Below are 17,980 nucleotides of genomic sequence, written 5' to 3'. Positions count from 1 at the left end.
ATTCCTCGGCCATGGACGTGCCCGAACAGCAGAGCGACCTGAGCTTCGAAGCGGCCCTCGCGCGGCTGGAGGAGATCGTCCGTCTCCTCGAGCGCGGCGAGGCTCCGCTCGATCAGTCCATCGAGCTCTATCAGGAGGGCGATCGCCTCCGCCGGCACTGCGAGGCGCGGCTGAAGGCGGCGCAGGCCCGCATCGAGCAGATCGCTTTCGGTGCCGAGGGACGCCCGGCGGGAGTCACTCCCTTCGATGCCGGTTGAGACACTCGATCGCCTGAGGCTCGAGCTCGATGAAGAGGCGAGCCGTGTTTGCAGAGAGATCGACGAGCTCTTCGGCCAGTTGCTCGTCTCCCGCGACGATGGCCGCGACATCCTGTTCGCCGCGATGCGCCACGCGGCGATCGGTGGAGGCAAGCGTCTTCGCCCATTGCTGACCGTCGCCGGAGCGCGCCTGTTCGGCATCGACCGCGATCGAGCGCTGCGTGCCGGCGCGGCTATCGAAGCGATCCACGTCTACTCGCTGATCCACGACGACCTGCCATGCATGGATGACGACGACGTCCGTCGCGGCAAGCCGACCGTGCACAAGGCATTCGGCGAGGCGGCCGCAATTCTTGCCGGCGACAGCCTTCACGCGCTGGCCTTCGAGATCCTCGCCGATCCCGCGACCCACGAGGATCCTTTCGTCCGGTCCGAGCTGACGATCGAACTTGCCCGAGCGTCCGGCCCCAACGGCATGGCCGGTGGTCAGATGATGGACCTTGCCGCGGAGGGGCAGTCGCTCGATCTCCCCGCGATAACGCGGCTTCAGCAGCTCAAGACCGGCGCGCTGATCGAGTATGCGGTCGAGGCACCGTGCGTCATGGCGCACCTGCCGGCTGAGGCACGCACGCCTTACCGCGGCTACGCGCGCAACATCGGGCTCGCCTTCCAGATCGCGGACGATCTCATCGACCATGCCGGCGACCCTGAGCGTGCGGGGAAGCGCACGGGCAAGGACGCAGAAGCAGGGAAGGCGACGTTCGTTTCCGTCCTCGGTCCCCAACGGGCGGAGCAGCAGGCGCGCTTCCTCGTCGAGCAGGCTATCGAGCATCTGGCGGACCACGGCTCCGAAGCCGACCTGCTGCGGGCGCTCGCGCGCTTTGCTATTGAGCGGAACCACTAGGGAGAGCGTATGGCGGAGCGGATCGGCGTCTATCCGGGGACCTTCGACCCCATTACGCTCGGGCACATCGACATCATCCGCCGCGGCGCTCACCTGGTGGACCAGCTGGTCATCGGCGTGACCACCAATCCCTCCAAGGAGCCGATGTTCACCATCTCCGAGCGGTTGGCGATGGTCCGGCGTGAGGTGTCAGGACTCGGCGCCAACATCACGGTCGTCGAATTCGATTCCTTGCTCATGGACTTCGCGGAATCGCAGAAGGCGACCATGATCATCCGTGGTCTCAGGGCCGTCGCGGACTTCGAGTACGAGTTCCAGATGGCCGGCATGAACCAGCAGCTGAACGACGACATAGAGACCGTCTTCCTCATGGCCGACGTCTCCCTCCAGCCGATCGCGTCACGGCTGGTTAAGGAGATTGCGCGCTATGGCGGCTGCATCGACAAGTTCGTAACGCCCGCCGTGGCTCAGGACGTCAAACGTCATCTTGAAGGAGAAATGGGCGCATGATCGCTCGAGTTTTGCTTTCGTTCGCCGCAATCGCGCTCGTGGCGGCCAAGCCGGGGCCGCAGGCGCCCGCAGTGCCGGTTCAGAGCAGCATCGCCCCTCCGGAAGTCGCCAACGACCCCCAGAACCGCCTGACGCTCGAACTCAGCAATGGCGGGACGGTCGTGATCCTCCTCCGTCCGGACGTCGCGCCGCTGCACGTCGAGCGGATGCGCCAGCTCGCGAAGAACGGCTTCTATGACGGCCTCAAGTTCCACCGCGTGATCCCGGGCTTCATGGCGCAGAGCGGCGATCCGAAGGGAACGGGTGAGGGCGGTTCGACTCTTCCGAACGTGAAGGCCGAGTTCAGCTCTCTGCCGTTCATGCGGGGAACGCTGGGCGCGGCGCGCGCCGACGGTGACGTGGACTCGGCGAACAGCCAGTTCTTCATCGCCTATGGTCCGAACGCGATGCTCGACAAGCATTACACGATCTATGGCCGCGTCATTTCGGGCATGGACGCCGTCGACAAGATCGCTCCGGGCGAGCCGCCCGCCGAACCGACGACGATCGTTCACGCGAGGATCGGGAACTAGTAGGGCGCGCGGATGCGCGTCGACCTTTTCGACTTCGACCTTCCTGCCGAGCTGATCGCCTTGCGGCCGGCGAAGCCGCGCGATGCGGCGCGTCTGCTGCTCGTCGAGGGCGATCAGATCTCGGACAAAGCGGTTCTCGACCTGCCGAACCTGCTTCGGCCTGGCGACGTGCTCGTCTTCAACGATACGCGGGTCATTCCGGCGCAACTCGAAGGCCGCCGCCGCGAGGCCAGCATTGGCGCCACGCTCCACAAGCGGGAAGGGCCCCGCGACTGGTGGGCCTTCGTCCGCAACGCGAAGCGCGTCCGCGATGGCGACGTGATCGAATTCGGTGGAGGCGTTTGCGCGTCAGCGGTGGAGCGCGACGAGCAGGGCGCAATCCTGCTGAGTTTTCACGGCGACGAGCCCGTCGAAGTCCTGCTCGAACGAGCCGGTAGGATGCCGCTTCCGCCCTACATCGCCTCGCGCCGTCCAGCTGATGAAGCCGATCGTGAGGATTACCAGACGATGTTCGCGCGGGAGGAGGGAGCCGTCGCTGCACCGACTGCCGCGTTGCACTTCACGCCGCGCTTGATCGAGCAGCTGGAAGCACGCGGCATTAGCCGTGAGACGCTGACACTGCACGTTGGTGCAGGCACTTTCCTACCCGTGAAGGCGGAGGACACGACCGAGCACCGAATGCACGCAGAGTGGGGTCGCATCGACGCAGAAACGGCGGGTCGGCTGAACGCCGTCCGAGCCTCGGGAGGCAGGCTGATCGCGGTCGGCACGACTTCGCTCCGCCTGCTCGAAAGCGCCGCGGACGACGGCGGCATTATCCAGCCTTTCGAAAGCGACACGGCCATCTTCATCACGCCCGGCTATCGCTTCAAGGCGGTCGACGGCCTCGTGACGAACTTCCACCTGCCCAAATCGACGCTCTTCATGCTCGTCAGCGCGCTGATGGGCCTGGACGTCATGAAGGCGGCGTACCGACAAGCCGTCGAAAAGGGCTACCGCTTCTACAGCTATGGTGACGGCAGCTTATTGCTGCCCGCTAGGAGCTAAGCTTCAGCCGGCGCTGAACCTCGACACCAAACAGGCTGTCCTTGGGCCAGCGCTTCAGGATGACTGCCGCGCTGGAGGTAATCATTTGCTTGCCGGAACTGTTGCCCTGTCTGACGAGGCAAGCGCCGCGCGTGTTCTGCACCCAGGCAGTGCGCCACGGGTCGTCCGGATAACGCTCGCGCATTAGCGGCTCGGCCCGATCCAGCTTCCGCAGCCCCTCGGCATAGTTCCCGCCAGCGCAAGCCATGTCCGCAAGATCGACCAGGATGGGCGCAACGAGTCGATTGTCGTGCGACTCCGCAGATTTCAGCGCCTTCCTGAAAAGCTCCTCGGCTGCAGCTTCTTCTCCGAGTCCACGACGAGCAATCGCCTGGTTGGAGAAGATGAAGGACAAATCGTCGTGCGTCTCGGAGCGCTGCGCGAGGTATATGTTGGTGCTCCTGGTCAGGAGCGGGAGAGCTTCCTTGAACTTCCTCTGCTCGATCATCACTCGCGCGAGATTGTTCAGCGTCGCCGCCAGATCCGGATGCTGCGGACCGAGGACCTGCTGGTCGAGTTCCAGCGACTGCCGCCAATAGCCTTCCGCCGCTTTCGGATCGGTCTGCAGGTAGGCCACCGTGCCGAGTTGGTTGAGGTCTTCCGATACCTTCGGATGAAGGCGCCCCTGTACCGACGCGCGGATCGACAGCGCCTCGGCATAGTGCCGGCGCGACGCGGGCAGGTCGTCGCCCATCTGGTCCAGCAGCCCCAGGGATTCGAGGTCGCGCGCCACGGCAGGCGATCGATCGCCCTCGTTCGCCCGGTCCCATTCCAGCGCCTTGGCAATGAGCGGTCGCGCCTCGTCATATTTCTCGAGCGCGGCGAGCGATTCCGCCTTCCCGGTCAGCGCACGCGAATAGAGCGCGGGATCCTGCAGACTTTCCGGCTTCCCAAGTCCCCGAAGCACGCGATCGTAGATCGCGACCGCCTGCTCATACTCGCCCTGCAGAGCGCGCGAGGTGGCCAGCACCGCAAGCTGCCGATTGCGCGTCTCGCGGCTGCCGACGTTGAGGGCAAGGGACCGGCGGATGAGGTCGTCCGCCCGCCGGAACGAGCCGAGGCCGATGTAGACCTCGCTCAACGTGCTCACGAGCTCCGCCTTCACGTCGGGCTCGTTTCCGAGTTCGCCTTCGATCTGGCGCGCGCCGCGATCGAGGACTTCCATTGCGGTGATGCTCTCGCCCTTGGATTCCGACGGGTCCGAGACCTGGAACAGGCCTTTCACGAAGTCGGTCGTGCGTTGCGCCGTAATGGTTTTCTGCCGCGCAACATCACGCTCATGAACCGCCTGCGCGCGCGAGATCAGCGCAAAGATCGTGAGGCCTGTCATGATGAGGAAGCCAACGCTTGCCGCTGCGGCGAGCGTCAGAAGCCGCTTTTGCCGGCGTGATTGCTCGCGCTGGCGAAGCTCATCGTAGCGGACGCCGATGACGCCTGCGGCCAGCTTCAGGAAGGCGTTGCGCTTGCCGTCGCCAGTTGGCCGCGCGTCCGCTGCCAGCGGTTCGGCTCCAAGGTCGAGTAGGGCCGGCGGAAAGAGGTGGGCCTCCGGGTGAACCGTGCCGTCGCCGCTCGCTTCGGGGACGATGAGGCACTGGATGCGATGGCGCTTGCCGAGCGCTGCGAAGGTCCGGACTTCCTCGTTCACCCAGCGCGATTGCGCGCCGTTCGTCGAGCAGATGACGATCAGGCTCGATGCTTCGCCGAGCGCTTGCCGGACCGAGTCCGCAAGGTTCGTGGAAGCCGCCAGCTCCTCTCGATCCTGGAAAACTGGTGGAAGCTTCCGCTCGAGCGGGCCCCACGGCCCATCGCGGCCGACCAGCGCCTGCGGCAAGCGATAGCGTTCGAGCTCGCGGTGCAGCCACGCCGCCCAGGCGCGATCCTTGTGGTTGTAGCTTATGAACGCGGAGTAGCGGGTCGGCGGCTGCCCGGCGGCCATCGATTCAGGCGGGTTGGGGGAGGGCCCTGCGGCGCCTCATCGCCATACCCGCAAGGCCGAAACCCAGCAGCATGGTCAGCCACGTTGCCGGTTCCGGCACGGCCGGCAGCAACTGTCCGTTTGAATCGAACCGGTAGGTCTGGTTGGCTAGCGGGCCGCTTACCTCGTACAACCCGCCCGGCAGGTTGAACCCGTACAGTCCGGCGTCGCCCAGGGCTCCGAGATTGTAGGTGTAATCGACCTGGAACCCGTCGGCGAGATCCGTCAGCGTCATGGTGTAGACGGGGAGGTTGCCCTGCAGCTGCGCGAGGAGAGCTGCCTTGCCGGAGGCGAACACGTCGAGCGGATCGCACGGACAACCGCTGATGTCGCCGAAGGACATGATCATGTCCGTCAGGCCGCCGTCGGTCGGATCGAAGACGGCATTCTCAACGATATCGAACGTGGCCATGCCGCAGGTGAGTGGATTGGCGCAGGAATACCAGTTCACCGTGAAGCTGTTCGCGGTTGCGCTTGTTTCGGCGACCAGCTCGCCGTCAAACCCCAGATTCGGGATGAAAGTTGTCGGATCGCCTGGACCGTCGAGAAAATACGGGCTGAAGATCGGCGCTGCGTAATCTCCCAAGCTGTCGGCTGGGGCTGGGCCCGTGTAGGTCAGCGGGGAAGCGGTGCCTGTATAGCTGTTCTGCGCGGACAGCTGCGTTTCGATCGAGTTGAACGAAACCGTGCCGTTGCTGTTCACGTAGAAGGCGTCGTACGAACTCCCGCTGATCTGGATGGTGAAGGCCATTGCGTTGGGCTGGCAGTCCGACGTGAACGAGGTGAGCGGACTGCAGTAAGCGCCCGTGGTCATTGTCGAGCTGGCATCGATGACGGTTCGTCGAGCGGTGGCGGGCTGAGCCGCAAGCGCCAGAGAGAGAAACCCGAAGGATGCGAAGAAGCGCAGAAGCCGGCACAAATGCATGATTGCCCCCATGCGCGCGTGAAGGGCTGCTCATACCGCGTAACTCATGGTTAACAAAACGCTTTCTTGCGTGCGCGTTAATTCAAGCTGCTCCTGTGAAGCAGGCTTTCCATCTCTTGCTTGAGGCTCTCAAGCTTATCCCGCTGATGTCCCTCGCGAACCGCAAGCTGGCCGCCTGGAGCATCCATCCACAGCTTGAAGTATGGATCGCCGTCGCTGTCTTCGGTCTCTTCGATCCAGAAGCGGCCGCGGTCTGTCCACAGCTCCTGGCGACGGAAGGCCTTTCCTCGTTCGATGTGGATACTCCGGTTGCTGCGGATCCGAAGCACCGACGTTTCCTGGTTGAAGGACCAGATGAGGCCGCTGATTCCGACGGCCCAGAAGATGAGCATGATGACAGGCCACCATCTGCCTGGCTCGGGCGTTCCGTCGCGAAGAGCGACGAAAGTGGCGATTGCTACCGCGCCGAGCCACAAGGTCATGAAGCCACGGTAGAAGAGCGCGACATTGTTGCGGATGACGAGCGGGTATCTGCTCATGGCCTGATTGTAGCATGGGGCCGCTCGACTCCCGTTAACGCGCTTGGCATGGGTCGCGGCTAGTGACCCGCTTCTTGTTCAACATCGCCGCCATGGACGGAAAGGCCCGCACCGGGGCCATCGCCATGGAGCGTGGCGAAATCCGCACGCCCGCGTTCATGCCGGTGGGCACGGCCGCGACGGTCAAGGCGATGAAGCCGCAGGACGTTCGCTCGTCCGGCGCCGACATCATCCTCGGCAACACCTATCATCTGATGCTGCGCCCCGGCGCGGAGAGGGTCGCCCGTCTCGGTGGCCTGCACCGCTTTATGGGCTGGGAGCGGCCGATCCTGACCGACAGCGGCGGCTACCAGGTGATGAGCCTGTCTGAGCTCACCAAAGTCAGCGAGGAAGGCGTCTCGTTCGCCAGCCATCTCGACGGCACTCGCCACATGCTGTCGCCGGAGCGATCGATCGAGGTTCAGCGCCTTCTCGGTTCCGACATCGTCATGGCCTTCGACCAGCTCGTTCCCGCAACCGCGGCACGCGAGGAAGCGGCCGCGGCTATGGAGCGCTCGATGCGCTGGGCAAAGTGCTCCCGGGTGGAGTTCGACCGGGGCGGTCAGCATGCCGCGCGGGCGGCACTGTTTGGGATCCAGCAAGGGGGGCTCGACGAGCGACTGCGCAAGGCGTCCGCCGACGCACTGATCGACGTCGGCTTCGACGGCTATGCGGTCGGTGGGCTCGCGGTAGGCGAGGGGCATGAGGCGATGTGCGCGTGCCTCGACTATGCGCCGGCTCAGCTTCCCGAAGACAAGCCGCGCTACCTGATGGGCGTCGGCAAGCCGGACGATATCGTCGAGGCCGTGCGGCGTGGCATCGACATGTTCGACTGCGTCCTTCCGACGCGCTCGGGCCGGACCGGTCAGGCCTTCACGGCCGACGGCCCGCTCAACATTCGCAACGCACGCTTCGCGGACGAACAAGAGCCGCTTGAGCCCGGCTGTCCGTGCCCGACGTGCACCAAGTTCGAACGGGCGTACGTGCACCACCTCGTCCGTTCCGGCGAGATCCTCGGCGCGATGCTGATGACCGAGCACAACCTCTGGTTCTACCAGCGGCTGATGCAGGGCCTTCGCGATGCCATCGCCGCGCATCGGCTCGACGAGCACGCGTCCCAATTCTTGTCGCGATACCGTCGGCTGGCCTGACAGTCGCGGGCACCGTCGAAAGGACGGCCCTGCTGTGGTAAAGGGTGGCGCAGGGAGGAAGCCATGTCCCGTCCCATTGCTACTTTGTTGCTCATCGCTTTCGTCGCCGGCTCCGCCGCCGCCGCAACTTCACGCCAGACACCTCGCGAAAGCTGGGGCAAGACGGGGGTGACGCTTCTACAATATCGGCAAGATGCGGCGGACTGCACGGCGCAGGGCTACTTCCTCGACATCTCGCAGACCGACGATGCGAAGGCCTTTGTCGGAGCGTCGCGACGGCTCGATTCAGAAGTCGAGATGGGCGTCGACCCCTACCGATACCAATCGATCGTCAACGCCACCCGGCCGGATGTCCGCTACCAGAACCTCAAGAGCACGCTTCAGGCGACCGTCGATGAGTGCCTGGCCGCACGCGGCTATTCGAAGTTCCGCCTGACAGATGAGCAGCGGCATCACCTCGGAAGATTGAAGTCAGGCTCGGATCAGCGCCGTGCTTACCTCTACAGCCTGGCGACCGATCCGGCCGTCCTTCAGAGCCAGAAGCTCGACACAACGCATTAGGCTGGTTCGAGCTTGTCCTGCGTGCGCAGCGTGAAGTCGCTGGCGTCGTGGCGCTCATGCAGCTGCTCCGCCGGGTCGCCGTTGGTCTTGTTGACGATGCGGCCGCGCTTCACTGCGGGCCTTTCAGCAATCTGCCTGGTCCAGCGCTGAACGTGCTCATATTCGTGAACCGACAGGAAGATGTCCGCGTCCGGGTAGGACTTGCCGAGCGCGAGCTGGCCGTACCAGGGCCAGATGGCGATGTCGGCGATCGAATAGTCGCCCCCGGCGATGAACTCGCGCTGGGCGAGCTGGCGATTGAGGACGTCGAGCTGCCGCTTGGTCTCCATCGCGTAGCGGTTGATCGCATATTCGATCTTGGTCGGCGCATAGGCGAAGAAGTGACCGAAGCCGCCGCCGAGGAAGGGCGCGCTTCCCATTTGCCAGAACAGCCAAGACAAAGTTTCCGCCCGTTCCCGTCCTGAAGCCGGCAGGAACTCGCCGAACTTCTCGGCGAGATAGACGAGGATTGCGCCGGACTCGAAGATGCGGACCGGCTCGGGCGCGCTTCGATCGACGAGGGCTGGAATCTTCGAATTCGGGTTCACGTCGACGAAGCCGCTGCCGAACTGGTCGCCATCGCCGATGCGGATCGGCCAAGCGTCATATTCGGCGTCCCTGTGTCCGCGCTCGAGCAATTCCTCGAACATGATGGTCACCTTCTGCCCGTTGGGGGTGCCGAGCGAATAAAGCTGGAACGGGTGCTTGCCGACGGGAAGCGCCTCGTCGTGCGTCGGCCCGGCAATTGGGCGGTTGATGCTGGCGAACTGGCCGCCGCTCGGCTGGTCCCAGGTCCAGACCTGCGGGGGGACGTACTCGGCGCTGTCGGTCATGCTGCTGTCCCTTGTCGAATGGACAGGTCAGCTAGGAAGGCGCGCGGGCGCTTTCCAGAAACATCTTTGTGCCTAGGCGGCGCTCACCGAGAGGAAACTCGGGAGCGGCCCGTTCCAGTCGCTCTTGATGTCCTCGACGATCGGAGAGGCGCGGCGTTCGTCGCGCTCCTCACGATCTCCGCGAGGCGGACGCGCCGCGCGCTCGGGCCGGTCTTCGCGGGCCGGACGAGCTGCGCGTTCCTCGCGGTCTTCCCGCGCTGGCCGAGCCGCGCGCTCCTGGCGCTTGGGACGTTCCTCACGCTTTTCGCGCTTCGGCTCTTCGGCCTTGGGCGAGTCCTTTTCAGGCGCCTGCTGCTCGAGGCGCGGGATCTTGGTGCCGGTCAGCTTCTCGATCGACGCGACATTCTCGGAATCCTCGCGCGTGGCGAGCGTGATCGCCGTGCCTTTCGCCCCCGCGCGGCCGGTGCGGCCGATGCGGTGGACGTAATCGTCCGGCTGCCATGGCACGTCGAAATTGAAGACGTGGCTCACGCCCTTCACGTCGAGACCCCGAGCGGCGACGTCGGAAGCTACGAGGATGTTGATCTCGTCGCGCTTGAACCGGTCGAACTCGGCAATGCGGTCCGACTGCTCCATGTCGCCGTGGATCTGCCCGACCGCGAAGCCGGAGCGCTTGAGGCTCGTGGTCAGCTCACGAACGGTCGTCTTCTTGTTGCAGAATATGATCGCGTTCTTGACGTCCCCCGTCTTCAAAATCTGGCGCAGCGTGTCGCGTTTCTTGGCCGTGGTTACCACCACGATCTTCTGATCGATGTTCGTATTGGCGGATGCCGGACGAGCCACCTCGACCCGCTTCGGCTCGTTGAGGAATTTCTCGGCCAGCTTCTGGATCGGCGGCGGCATGGTCGCCGAGAAAAGCAGGGTCTGCCGGGCCTTCGGCAGCTTCGAGCAGATTTCCTCAATGTCCGGGATGAAGCCCATGTCGAGCATGCGGTCGGCTTCGTCAATCACGAGCAGTTCGCAGCCGTTCAGCAGAATCTTGCCCCGCTGGAACAGGTCCATCAGGCGGCCCGGCGTTGCGATGAGCACGTCGACGCCCCTTTCGAGCGCCTTCACCTGGTCGCCCATCTGAACGCCGCCGATGAGGAGGGCCATCGAGAGCTTGTGGTACTTGCCGTACTTCTCGAAATTCTCGGAGACCTGTGCCGCTAGCTCGCGCGTAGGCTCCAGGATCAGCGACCGCGGCATCAGCGCACGGCTGCGACCATGCGCCAGAATGTCGATCATTGGCAGCACGAAGCCGGCGGTCTTGCCGGTGCCGGTCTGGGCGATGCCGACCAGGTCGCGGCCCATCAGCACGGACGGGATCGCCGCCCGCTGGATAGGGGTCGGCTCCGTGTAGCCGCTGTCCTCGACAGCGCGAAGCAATTGATCAGAAAGGCCGAGGTCGGCAAAAGTCATGCAAAATCCGGAAGATGAAAGCTGAGTGGCTGCATATGTCACGCAGCCTCCCTCGTCACATTGGGGCTAAGGCGCGCATTTCAACCTTGTCAAGGAACTAGCGGGCGATCTTGGGCTCCAGGCGCCGGAATCTCTCGATCCTGCAGCTGCTGCCCATGCGCGAATGAATGGTGTCGCGCTTGATGCAAACCTGGCCGTCGTCGGGGGTCAGGTAGAAACCATTGTAGAAATCGAGGGCAGGACAGTCTTCCGAGAGCCTCGCCCGAAGCCGCGTCCGGTCATAGAGCACGAAGTCCACATGCTCGCGTCCGGACAACATCGCGCCGCGAATGCTCTTCGCCGGGATGCACTTGGGACCCTTATGCTCTTCCCACTCGATCGCGGGCGCCGGCCGCACGGGGATGCGCATGATCACTTCCTGCTCGACGACAAGAGTGCGCACCTCGTCCCTCGGGCCGAGAACCATCATGCCGAACATTGCCGGCAGTAGAGAGAGGAGCAGCGAAAGCGGCATTTCCAGTGAAGCTATGGGTCCCCACCGCGAGATGCGGCCAACCCGTTGAACAATGAATGAATTGCCGCCGCAAGCGAGACCTTCCTCACACAGGTGAACGGCACTTGCGAAACCGGAAGGCCTTGAATAGAGCGCACCGGACGATTTTTCCCGGCTCGTGGGAAGGCGCAACGGCGCACCCGGACCGGCACCCAGGAGACTAAATCGACATGGCGACTGCCGCGCCCACTCAGGAATTGCCGCTTTTTTACAATGCGCTCGAGCCGCTGAACTCCGGCCAGCACGCAAGCATGAAGATTCGCCGTATCGAAAAAGCGCCTACGATCGGCGCGACGCACGCGGTTCCGGTGACCGTCGACGAGTTCGCTCTGCTGCAGCGCCACTACCCGATCGTCTTCTCCGTTGGCCCCGAGCCGGTTCCCTTGGCCCTGATGGGTCTTAGCGAGGGAACCAACGTTTTCCTCGACGAGAATGGCATCCCGAAGGATCCGGCGACCTACATCCCGGCCTACATGCGCCGTTATCCGTTCCTGCTTGCTCGCCTCCGTCCGGACAGTGACGAGCTGTCGCTCTGCTTCGACCCGACTTCGGGCGCAGTCGGCGACTTCGAGGACGGCGAGCCGCTGTTCAACGGCACGGAGCCGTCGGACGCGACCAAGGCGATCCTTCAGTTCTGCGAGCAGTTCGAGACGGCCGGCCAGCGCACCGCGGCCTTCCTTCAGGAACTGAAGAAGTCAGACCTGCTGATGGACGGCGAAGTCGCCATCCAGCCGGAAGGCTCCGATCAGCCATTCGTGTATCGCGGCTTCCGCATGGTCGACGAAGAGAAGCTCCGTGAGCTTCGCGGCGACGAGCTGCGCAAGATGAACCAGAGCGGCCTGCTCGCGCTCATCTACGCGCACCTTTTCTCGCTGTCGCAGATCCGCGAGGTGTTCTCGCGCCAGGTGCAGCAGGGCAAAGGCCCGATCCCGGCGCCGCAGCGGGTTCCCGCCGAAGCGTGACCGGGTTGCGGCGGGTCGACTTGATCGGCCGCCGCAGCCTCCCAAATTGAAGGTGCCCGGGCAGCGCGGCTTCCCCTCATGCGCGACCCGGGCCTCGCACCCTCGGGTGCGTTCCTCCCTGAACTTGGGCCGTCCCGGCAACGGGGCGGCCTTTTTTGTTACCTATTCTGCGGCCTGAGCGAACCTGCGGTCCAACAAATGCTGGCCGAGGCGAAGGGCAAGCTGCTCAATCAGGCGAGCACAGCGCGCGAAGTCCTTGCCGGCGCTTGAATTGTCGGCAGCAAGGTAGAGTCGGCGATCCATTTCTATCTGGATCGCGTGCACGCCCGTGTGCGGGGCCCCGTGCCGCTGCACGATATGGCCTCCGGCAAAAGGTTGATTCACGCCCGCGCGGAAGCCCATCGACGTCACGATCTTCACTGCCTCGGAGGTTACCCAGGGCGATGCGCTTTGCCCGTAGCGATCGCCGATGATTACTGACGGGCCGCTTTCGGGGGACGGCATGGAATGGCAATCGAGAAGCAGCGCGCAGCCGAAGCGATCGAGCAACAGGCCAAGCTGCTCTTCGATGGCGCGATGGTACGGCCGGTGAACCTGGTCTAGCCGCTCCTCCAATTCCTGCCGCGGGATCGGCTGCCGCCACAAAGGCCCGTGCGCCGTCCGCCCGGGGACGATGCCAAGTCCCCCACGGGCGCGTGGGCTCAGTGACGCGACCGGTCCTGTTCGCACCACGGTCGGATCGATCTCGTCCTCCGCGCGATTGCAGTCGATCGCCGCGCGAGGCGCTTTCGCGACCACCGCACCGATCCCGGCGCCGATGGCTCGGCCCGCGAGCTCGTCGACCCGCGGGTCCTCAAGCGTGTGAAGAGCGCGCTCGCCACCTTTGGACAGCGCGACCAGCCACTGCGGATAATCGCGTCCCGCATGCGGGACCGAAAGGAGCACAGGAACGTTAGCGCTGGGAAGGTGGATGGCCGGCGGTGAAAGCGGCATGTGGGGCAGGTACTCCTGTTTCGACTGTCACATTTCGGGTCAGTCTCGTGCCATCACGCTGGAAAATATTAAACGTTCCGAGCATAAGTGCACATATGGCGAAAATTCTTCTAGCCGAAGACGACGGCTCGATGCGCGAGTATCTGCAGCGTGCGCTGCAGCGCGTCGGTTATGAAGTGGCTGCTGTCGGCTGCGGTACGGAAGCTATGCCGCTCCTCCAGAACGAGCGCTACGACCTCCTCCTGACCGACATCGTCATGCCGGAAATGGACGGGATCGAGCTTGCCCAAAAGGCGTCTGCGATCGACCCGGAGATCCGCGTCATGTTTATCACCGGCTTCGCGGCGGTCGCCCTGCAGGGCGGCCGAACGACCCCTGGAGCCAAGCTCCTGTCGAAGCCGTTTCACCTGAAGGACCTTGTCGCCGAGGTGGACCGCATCTTCCAAACCGAAGACCAGCACGGGCGGCTCTAGGCCGCTCTTTCTCCATTCAGCGTGATCCAGGTCGCGGTTGCCGCCGCGACAACCTCGCCATTCGCGTCGTGCAAGGCGCTGCCTACGCGATGCTTTCGGCCGTGGGTCTCGATGGGCCAGCCGGTGACGATCAGCGGCTCTCCGACTTGGACGGGACGGTGGAGGACCGCTGACATTCGCCCGAGCAGGGCCATCCCTGCTTTATCCTCTGCCGCGAAGTAGCCCGGACAATCGAGCGCGGCCCACAGGAACTCTGGCCGGACCCGGCCTTGGCCGTCGCTCACCGTCTCGTCAGGAGTCCATGTCGCTGCGACCCGGTTGGCCTTGTCATGGAGCGGGCCCGGGAAGATGCGCATGCCGTCGCCATCCCCCCGCTCCGGACCGCAGACGAAGCACCCGGGGAAGATATGGCGGTGATGCCCCGTGAAGCGAGGCTCGGCATCCTGCGCGTCCGCAAGGGTCGGAGCTGGCGGAACGTCGATGTCGACCGCCTCGGAAGACGCCGTGACGAGAACGGAATCGTCCTGCGCGAGGGTCGCCGTCACATCGTCCGTCGTCAGCGTCAGGTCCTCGTCTATGGGCGGTGGAGCCTTCAGCGTCACGGTGCAGTTGGAGCTGCCTAGAGCAGCGGCGACGAGGCCCGCCACATAGCCGCCATTGCCGGACTCCGGCGGTCCCCTGAACCGCCTTTCGATGCGCACTGTCGACATGGCGGCATCGTCTCATCTGAGCTCGGGCGAAGCAACTGCATTAGATGTCTTTGGAAGGGTTGCGTCCCCCGCCGCCGCTCTCTACATGCCCGTTCCCGAGTGGGCGTGTAGCTCAGTGGTAGAGCACTGTGTTGACATCGCAGGGGTCGCAAGTTCAATCCTTGCCACGCCCACCATTTTTCTTCTCTGAGATCAGAGATTTAGAGAAGTCTGGATGGTCTGCTCTGCAGCGGTCGGCTGGTTCAACTGCACCGACGTGTTGGTATTGACGCGCTTGATCTGAACGGTCCCGGTGTAGGATGAAAAGAGCGGGGAGACGACCTTGCTCATTGCGCCGGAGGAACCTGGAGATGACACCCTTAGGGTTCCGGTGCTTCGAATATTCGATGGCGACGGCTTTCTAACCCGCATCTCGATCCCAGGTCGCGATCTTGAGTTTGAGACCGCTGTTAGGTTTGGCTTCATCGACGCGCCGGAGCTGGGGCAAGCTGGCGGTTACGAAGCGAGGGACTTCCTTACGAGCTTGATTGGAGGCCGGTGGGTGGACCTTGGTATTCTTCTCAAGATGGACACTGGCCGCATCATCGACGGGCATGGCCGGATCGTCGCGGTTCCTTACTTGCGGCACGAAGGCTCGGTGTGCCGGAATATAGAGCTTGAGATGGTGCTGAACGGCTGGGCGTGGGTCTTGGATCGCTACGAACCGGATGCACGATATTTCGATGCTCTAGACGAAGCTCGCCGGAACCGACGCGGGATCTGGGCGCAGACTGGGAATATCCACCCCTGGGAGTTCAAGAAGCGAGCGCATCGCAAGCTAAGATCAGAACGCCACGAGCGACAATCGGGGTTTCTCTTTGACAAAGCGCCTGGGCCTCCCTGTCCAAACGATGGATGCCTGGGGCGGCTGGTCCAGCGCTCAGGAAAGTTCGGAGCGTTTTACGGTTGCTCCGAGTTTCCCAAATGCCGCTATGCACGTTCTGCGCTTGAATAGAGCCCTAGCCTTCAATCAGAACTCCAAGGCCGCCGCGGCATCTTTCATGAAAGACGGGCTGTAGCGTGCATACGTTCGCTCGGTCACCCTGGTCGAGGTATGGCCAAGGAACTGCGAGATCTTCTGCATCGGCACGTCTGCTTGAGCCATCCAAACGCCGGCCGTGTGGCGAAAGACGTGTGGCGAGCATGGGACCGCAGAGCGTTTCGCGGCCATCCTGATAGCTTTCTTAATGCTCTTTACGCGCTCGCCGCTCCACTCAATAACGAATCCAGTCAAAGCGCCGCGAGCAGCCTCCTCAAGGGCGGCGAGGGCGCGTTGATTGAGAGGCACGACGGGGCGTCGCTTGTTAGTCTGCTCGTGCTCTGGTGAGTTGAAGTTGATCGTCTGGTGTTTGAAGTCCACCTGGTCCCACCGGAGCTCCAAGATTGCGCTCATGCGGGCGCCGGTGGTGAGTGCGAGAATGATGAAGAGCCGCACATGCGCGGTCTCGACATTGCTCAGCAGCGTGTCGAACTCATCTCGCGTCAGGTATCGATCGCGAGGTGGGCTGCCAGTGGGAAGCCAAACTCGATTGTGACCGCGACCGTAGCGAAGATTTAGACAAGCCCTGAGGTATTCGAGCTCGGTTCTCACTGTTCCTGGAGCTGCACCAAAGCGCTGCCGCATCTTCGCATAGGCCCGGCAGTCGTCCTTGCTGACGTCAGTCCCAAGACAGTGCGCGAATACTGGCTGGAGGTGCTTCCAGGCGTTCTCCTGTCGGGTGACATCCTTCCGATCCTTACGGCGGTCAGCGAGATATGACTTCCAAAGATCTTCAACCCGTTCGGAGGCTGGCGCATTCAGCTTTTGCCAGACCTCTTCCGCTCGGACGCGAGCTAAGCCTTTGTCATTCGTGCCAAGCGAATATCGACGACGCTGCTTTCCGGCACCGATCGCGACTGCATATTTTCCACGGTAACTGACGAGTTCGTATTCTGCACAGGGCGCAAGTTGGCGCATTCGTATCTCTCAACTTCGGTGACGGGGATGCGGAAAAGCTTGCCGAGTGAAAACGCGGCGAGCTCTCCACGATGGATCATCTGACGGACCTTTTCCGCGCTACAGCTCCACCGCTTTGCCAAGGTTTCTGGCGTGAACGGCTTCGCTGGTGGCATGGGAGGTTCGAGCGGCGGGGACTGGATTTGCGTGCTAACGTTTGTCATATGGGTGCTATATAACACACATAAAGCAGAGTCTAGCTGGGAAATTGAGCATGACTGAACACCGTTGGGCGGAGACACCCGCAGCTCGGATGCTGGCATCTGGCCTGAGGATTGCCGCAATGGAGCGGGGCCTGAGTCTTCGCGAGATTGGTCGCCGTCTGGAATACAAACAGCCGGTAGTGCTCAGTCACATGGCCACCGGCCGCGTTCCTATTCCTTTGGACCGAGCGCTAGACATCGCTCGCGAGGTCGGCCTTCCTGAAAAGCAGTTTTTGCAGGAGGTTCTCCAACAACGACATCCAGGCGTGGATTGGCGTCTTATAACTGCAGCCGTAGATCCCTTCGTAGATGAGCTGGAGACGATCGCTCGAAAGCCACTCAGCGATCTCAGCTCCGAACATCAAAGAGTGCTCAAGGATGTCGTTCGCGATCCCGACCCTGGCTCGCGCTGGCTGTCTGTTCACGAGATCGCCGCTTTGCAGCAACTGCGGAAGATATTCCCTCAAATGCATCGAGAGGGATTGTCCTCAGATGATCGGAGCCTTCTAGACCTGATTCCCGCTCTCATCGACCGGGACGGCTAACCCCTCAAACGTTCGGCATGGCCCGATTGAGTGTTGAACAACACACAGACATGCAGTATTATGGCCTCACTGGGACCGACAGGTTCCTGCCATACGCACATGAGATTGGAGCCGGCATTCACCGGCGCAACGGCGATACCGGGACGAAGACCGGCGTTACGAGCAGTGCGAGCGAAGGGAAGATCGGCGTCGCCGGTTGTCGGCCCGGTTTAGCGCTCTAGGGGGCGCGAGACGAAAGGACGCCTTAAAGGATGGGAGCTCTGCATCGCCGCAACTCCCTGCCCCGGCCTCGTGGAAGATGAGAGCAAAGCCGGGGTGTTTCCAAATACCTGGATAACCGAGTGCTGCTACGGCAGCGGATTGGGGGTCTGATGGTTCGGTCACGGACTCCGCCGAACCGCCTTGTGAGCTACATAGGCCCTTCTCCACTTCTCATGGGAAGTCGCAATCCCCTTGCATACGAGAGATGCCGCCCTTGTGCCGTCACTCCGTGTGCAGGGGGGATATGCTTCTTTGGGAAGCCTTAGATATTGATTTGATTGGACTCGAAGTCTTCTTGAAAAAGACGAGGCGAGCGCCGGAGCGAAGCGGAGGCGGCGCCTGGTAGCGGCGGAACGCCGCTACCTACTTCCCATGAGCTTCCATGCAGAAGCC

General features: G+C 63.1%; 20 protein-coding genes, 1 tRNA gene and 1 pseudogene. 12 read left to right on the top strand and 10 right to left on the bottom strand.

The window, feature by feature from the left end; all coding sequences use genetic code 11:
- Positions 1-11 precede the first annotated feature (11 nt).
- Genes LZ016_RS07420 through queA form a run of 5 tightly spaced genes read left to right on the top strand, consistent with a single transcriptional unit; the run spans position 12 to position 3,290 of the window.
- Entirely contained in the window at positions 12-257 is a 246-nt protein-coding gene (locus LZ016_RS07420; protein WP_241446762.1) for an exodeoxyribonuclease VII small subunit, read from the top strand.
- Positions 247-1,161, top strand: coding sequence for a polyprenyl synthetase family protein (locus LZ016_RS07415; RefSeq protein ID WP_241446761.1), 915 nt, complete (start codon positions 247-249; stop codon positions 1,159-1,161). The genes LZ016_RS07420 and LZ016_RS07415 overlap by 11 nt, the downstream gene beginning before the upstream one ends.
- Before the next feature lie 9 nt (positions 1,162-1,170).
- Positions 1,171-1,671 (top strand): pantetheine-phosphate adenylyltransferase, encoded by a 501-nt coding sequence (coaD, locus tag LZ016_RS07410; RefSeq protein ID WP_241446760.1) that lies wholly within the window; start codon positions 1,171-1,173, stop codon positions 1,669-1,671.
- Complete coding sequence (locus tag LZ016_RS07405; protein ID WP_436286349.1) at positions 1,668-2,243, top strand: peptidylprolyl isomerase; 576 nt, start codon at positions 1,668-1,670, stop codon at positions 2,241-2,243. The genes coaD and LZ016_RS07405 overlap by 4 nt, the downstream gene beginning before the upstream one ends.
- Before the next feature lie 12 nt (positions 2,244-2,255).
- Positions 2,256-3,290 carry a tRNA preQ1(34) S-adenosylmethionine ribosyltransferase-isomerase QueA gene (gene queA, locus LZ016_RS07400; RefSeq protein ID WP_241446759.1) on the top strand — a complete coding sequence of 345 codons (1,035 nt, stop codon included), beginning with the start codon at positions 2,256-2,258 and terminating at the stop codon, positions 3,288-3,290.
- On the opposite strand, the gene LZ016_RS07395 is transcribed toward queA, so the two are convergent.
- The 3 genes from LZ016_RS07395 to LZ016_RS07385 form a co-directional block, all read right to left on the bottom strand.
- Positions 3,280-5,265, bottom strand: a complete 1,986-nt coding sequence (locus LZ016_RS07395) for a toll/interleukin-1 receptor domain-containing protein (RefSeq protein WP_241446758.1) — start codon at positions 5,263-5,265, stop codon at positions 3,280-3,282. The genes queA and LZ016_RS07395 overlap by 11 nt on opposite strands.
- A gap of 4 nt (positions 5,266-5,269) precedes the next feature.
- Positions 5,270-6,229, bottom strand: coding sequence for a PEPxxWA-CTERM sorting domain-containing protein (locus tag LZ016_RS07390; RefSeq protein WP_241446757.1), 960 nt, complete (start codon positions 6,227-6,229; stop codon positions 5,270-5,272).
- A 77-nt stretch (positions 6,230-6,306) separates the two neighbouring features.
- On the bottom strand, positions 6,307-6,768 hold the full coding sequence (locus tag LZ016_RS07385) for a hypothetical protein (RefSeq protein WP_241446756.1): 462 nt from the start codon (positions 6,766-6,768) through the stop codon (positions 6,307-6,309).
- A gap of 62 nt (positions 6,769-6,830) precedes the next feature.
- On the opposite strand from LZ016_RS07385, the gene tgt reads away from it, so the two are divergent.
- Together tgt and LZ016_RS07375 are read left to right on the top strand one after the other, a co-directional pair.
- Complete coding sequence (gene tgt / locus LZ016_RS07380) at positions 6,831-7,958, top strand: tRNA guanosine(34) transglycosylase Tgt (protein WP_241446755.1); 1,128 nt, start codon at positions 6,831-6,833, stop codon at positions 7,956-7,958.
- A gap of 63 nt (positions 7,959-8,021) precedes the next feature.
- The gene (locus tag LZ016_RS07375) at positions 8,022-8,519 is read left to right on the top strand and encodes a hypothetical protein (protein WP_241446754.1); all 498 of its coding nucleotides are present in this window, start codon (positions 8,022-8,024) and stop codon (positions 8,517-8,519) included.
- On the opposite strand, the gene yghU is transcribed toward LZ016_RS07375, so the two are convergent.
- The 3 genes from yghU to LZ016_RS07360 form a co-directional block, all read right to left on the bottom strand.
- Complete coding sequence (yghU, locus tag LZ016_RS07370) at positions 8,516-9,391, bottom strand: glutathione-dependent disulfide-bond oxidoreductase (protein WP_241446753.1); 876 nt, start codon at positions 9,389-9,391, stop codon at positions 8,516-8,518. The genes LZ016_RS07375 and yghU overlap by 4 nt on opposite strands.
- Positions 9,392-9,463: 72 nt before the next feature.
- Complete coding sequence (locus tag LZ016_RS07365) at positions 9,464-10,852, bottom strand: DEAD/DEAH box helicase (protein ID WP_241446752.1); 1,389 nt, start codon at positions 10,850-10,852, stop codon at positions 9,464-9,466.
- A gap of 97 nt (positions 10,853-10,949) precedes the next feature.
- Positions 10,950-11,366, bottom strand: a complete 417-nt coding sequence (locus LZ016_RS07360; protein ID WP_241446751.1) for a hypothetical protein — start codon at positions 11,364-11,366, stop codon at positions 10,950-10,952.
- A 209-nt stretch (positions 11,367-11,575) separates the two neighbouring features.
- Between LZ016_RS07360 and LZ016_RS07355 the strand changes: the two genes are divergently transcribed.
- On the top strand, positions 11,576-12,367 hold the full coding sequence (locus LZ016_RS07355; RefSeq protein ID WP_241446750.1) for a SapC family protein: 792 nt from the start codon (positions 11,576-11,578) through the stop codon (positions 12,365-12,367).
- A 162-nt stretch (positions 12,368-12,529) separates the two neighbouring features.
- On the opposite strand, the gene LZ016_RS07350 is transcribed toward LZ016_RS07355, so the two are convergent.
- Entirely contained in the window at positions 12,530-13,360 is an 831-nt protein-coding gene (locus LZ016_RS07350) for an N-formylglutamate amidohydrolase (RefSeq protein WP_241446749.1), read from the bottom strand.
- 95 nt (positions 13,361-13,455) lie between these two features.
- Here LZ016_RS07350 and cpdR point away from each other — a divergent pair, with 95 nt between their 5' ends.
- Entirely contained in the window at positions 13,456-13,833 is a 378-nt protein-coding gene (gene cpdR, locus LZ016_RS07345) for a cell cycle two-component system response regulator CpdR (protein WP_241446748.1), read from the top strand.
- Here the strand turns inward: cpdR and LZ016_RS07340 are convergent.
- A complete protein-coding gene (locus tag LZ016_RS07340; RefSeq protein ID WP_241446747.1) occupies positions 13,830-14,543 on the bottom strand; it encodes a PaaI family thioesterase in 714 nt (237 codons plus the stop codon). The genes cpdR and LZ016_RS07340 overlap by 4 nt on opposite strands.
- A gap of 101 nt (positions 14,544-14,644) precedes the next feature.
- On the opposite strand from LZ016_RS07340, the gene LZ016_RS07335 reads away from it, so the two are divergent.
- Together LZ016_RS07335 and LZ016_RS07330 are read left to right on the top strand one after the other, a co-directional pair.
- Positions 14,645-14,719 (top strand) — tRNA-Val (locus tag LZ016_RS07335).
- A gap of 146 nt (positions 14,720-14,865) precedes the next feature.
- The gene (locus LZ016_RS07330; RefSeq protein WP_241446746.1) at positions 14,866-15,537 is read left to right on the top strand and encodes a topoisomerase DNA-binding C4 zinc finger domain-containing protein; all 672 of its coding nucleotides are present in this window, start codon (positions 14,866-14,868) and stop codon (positions 15,535-15,537) included.
- A 15-nt stretch (positions 15,538-15,552) separates the two neighbouring features.
- Here LZ016_RS07330 and LZ016_RS07325 read toward each other — a convergent pair whose 3' ends face one another.
- Both LZ016_RS07325 and LZ016_RS15685 read right to left on the bottom strand, forming a co-directional pair.
- Positions 15,553-16,539, bottom strand: coding sequence for a tyrosine-type recombinase/integrase (locus LZ016_RS07325; protein WP_241446745.1), 987 nt, complete (start codon positions 16,537-16,539; stop codon positions 15,553-15,555).
- 14 nt (positions 16,540-16,553) lie between these two features.
- Positions 16,554-16,694: pseudogene (locus LZ016_RS15685) on the bottom strand (excisionase family DNA-binding protein); the annotation flags it as partial.
- A gap of 98 nt (positions 16,695-16,792) precedes the next feature.
- Between LZ016_RS15685 and LZ016_RS07320 the strand changes: the two are divergent.
- On the top strand, positions 16,793-17,326 hold the full coding sequence (locus LZ016_RS07320) for a hypothetical protein (RefSeq protein ID WP_241446744.1): 534 nt from the start codon (positions 16,793-16,795) through the stop codon (positions 17,324-17,326).
- Positions 17,327-17,980 lie beyond the last annotated feature (654 nt).

Origin of the sequence: Sphingomonas telluris (genome assembly GCF_022568775.1) — a bacterium.
In the GTDB taxonomy this organism is placed as follows: domain Bacteria; phylum Pseudomonadota; class Alphaproteobacteria; order Sphingomonadales; family Sphingomonadaceae; genus Sphingomicrobium; species Sphingomicrobium telluris.
The sequence above is the reverse complement of the archived record's forward strand: the minus strand, read 5'-3'. Positions and strand labels throughout refer to the sequence as shown.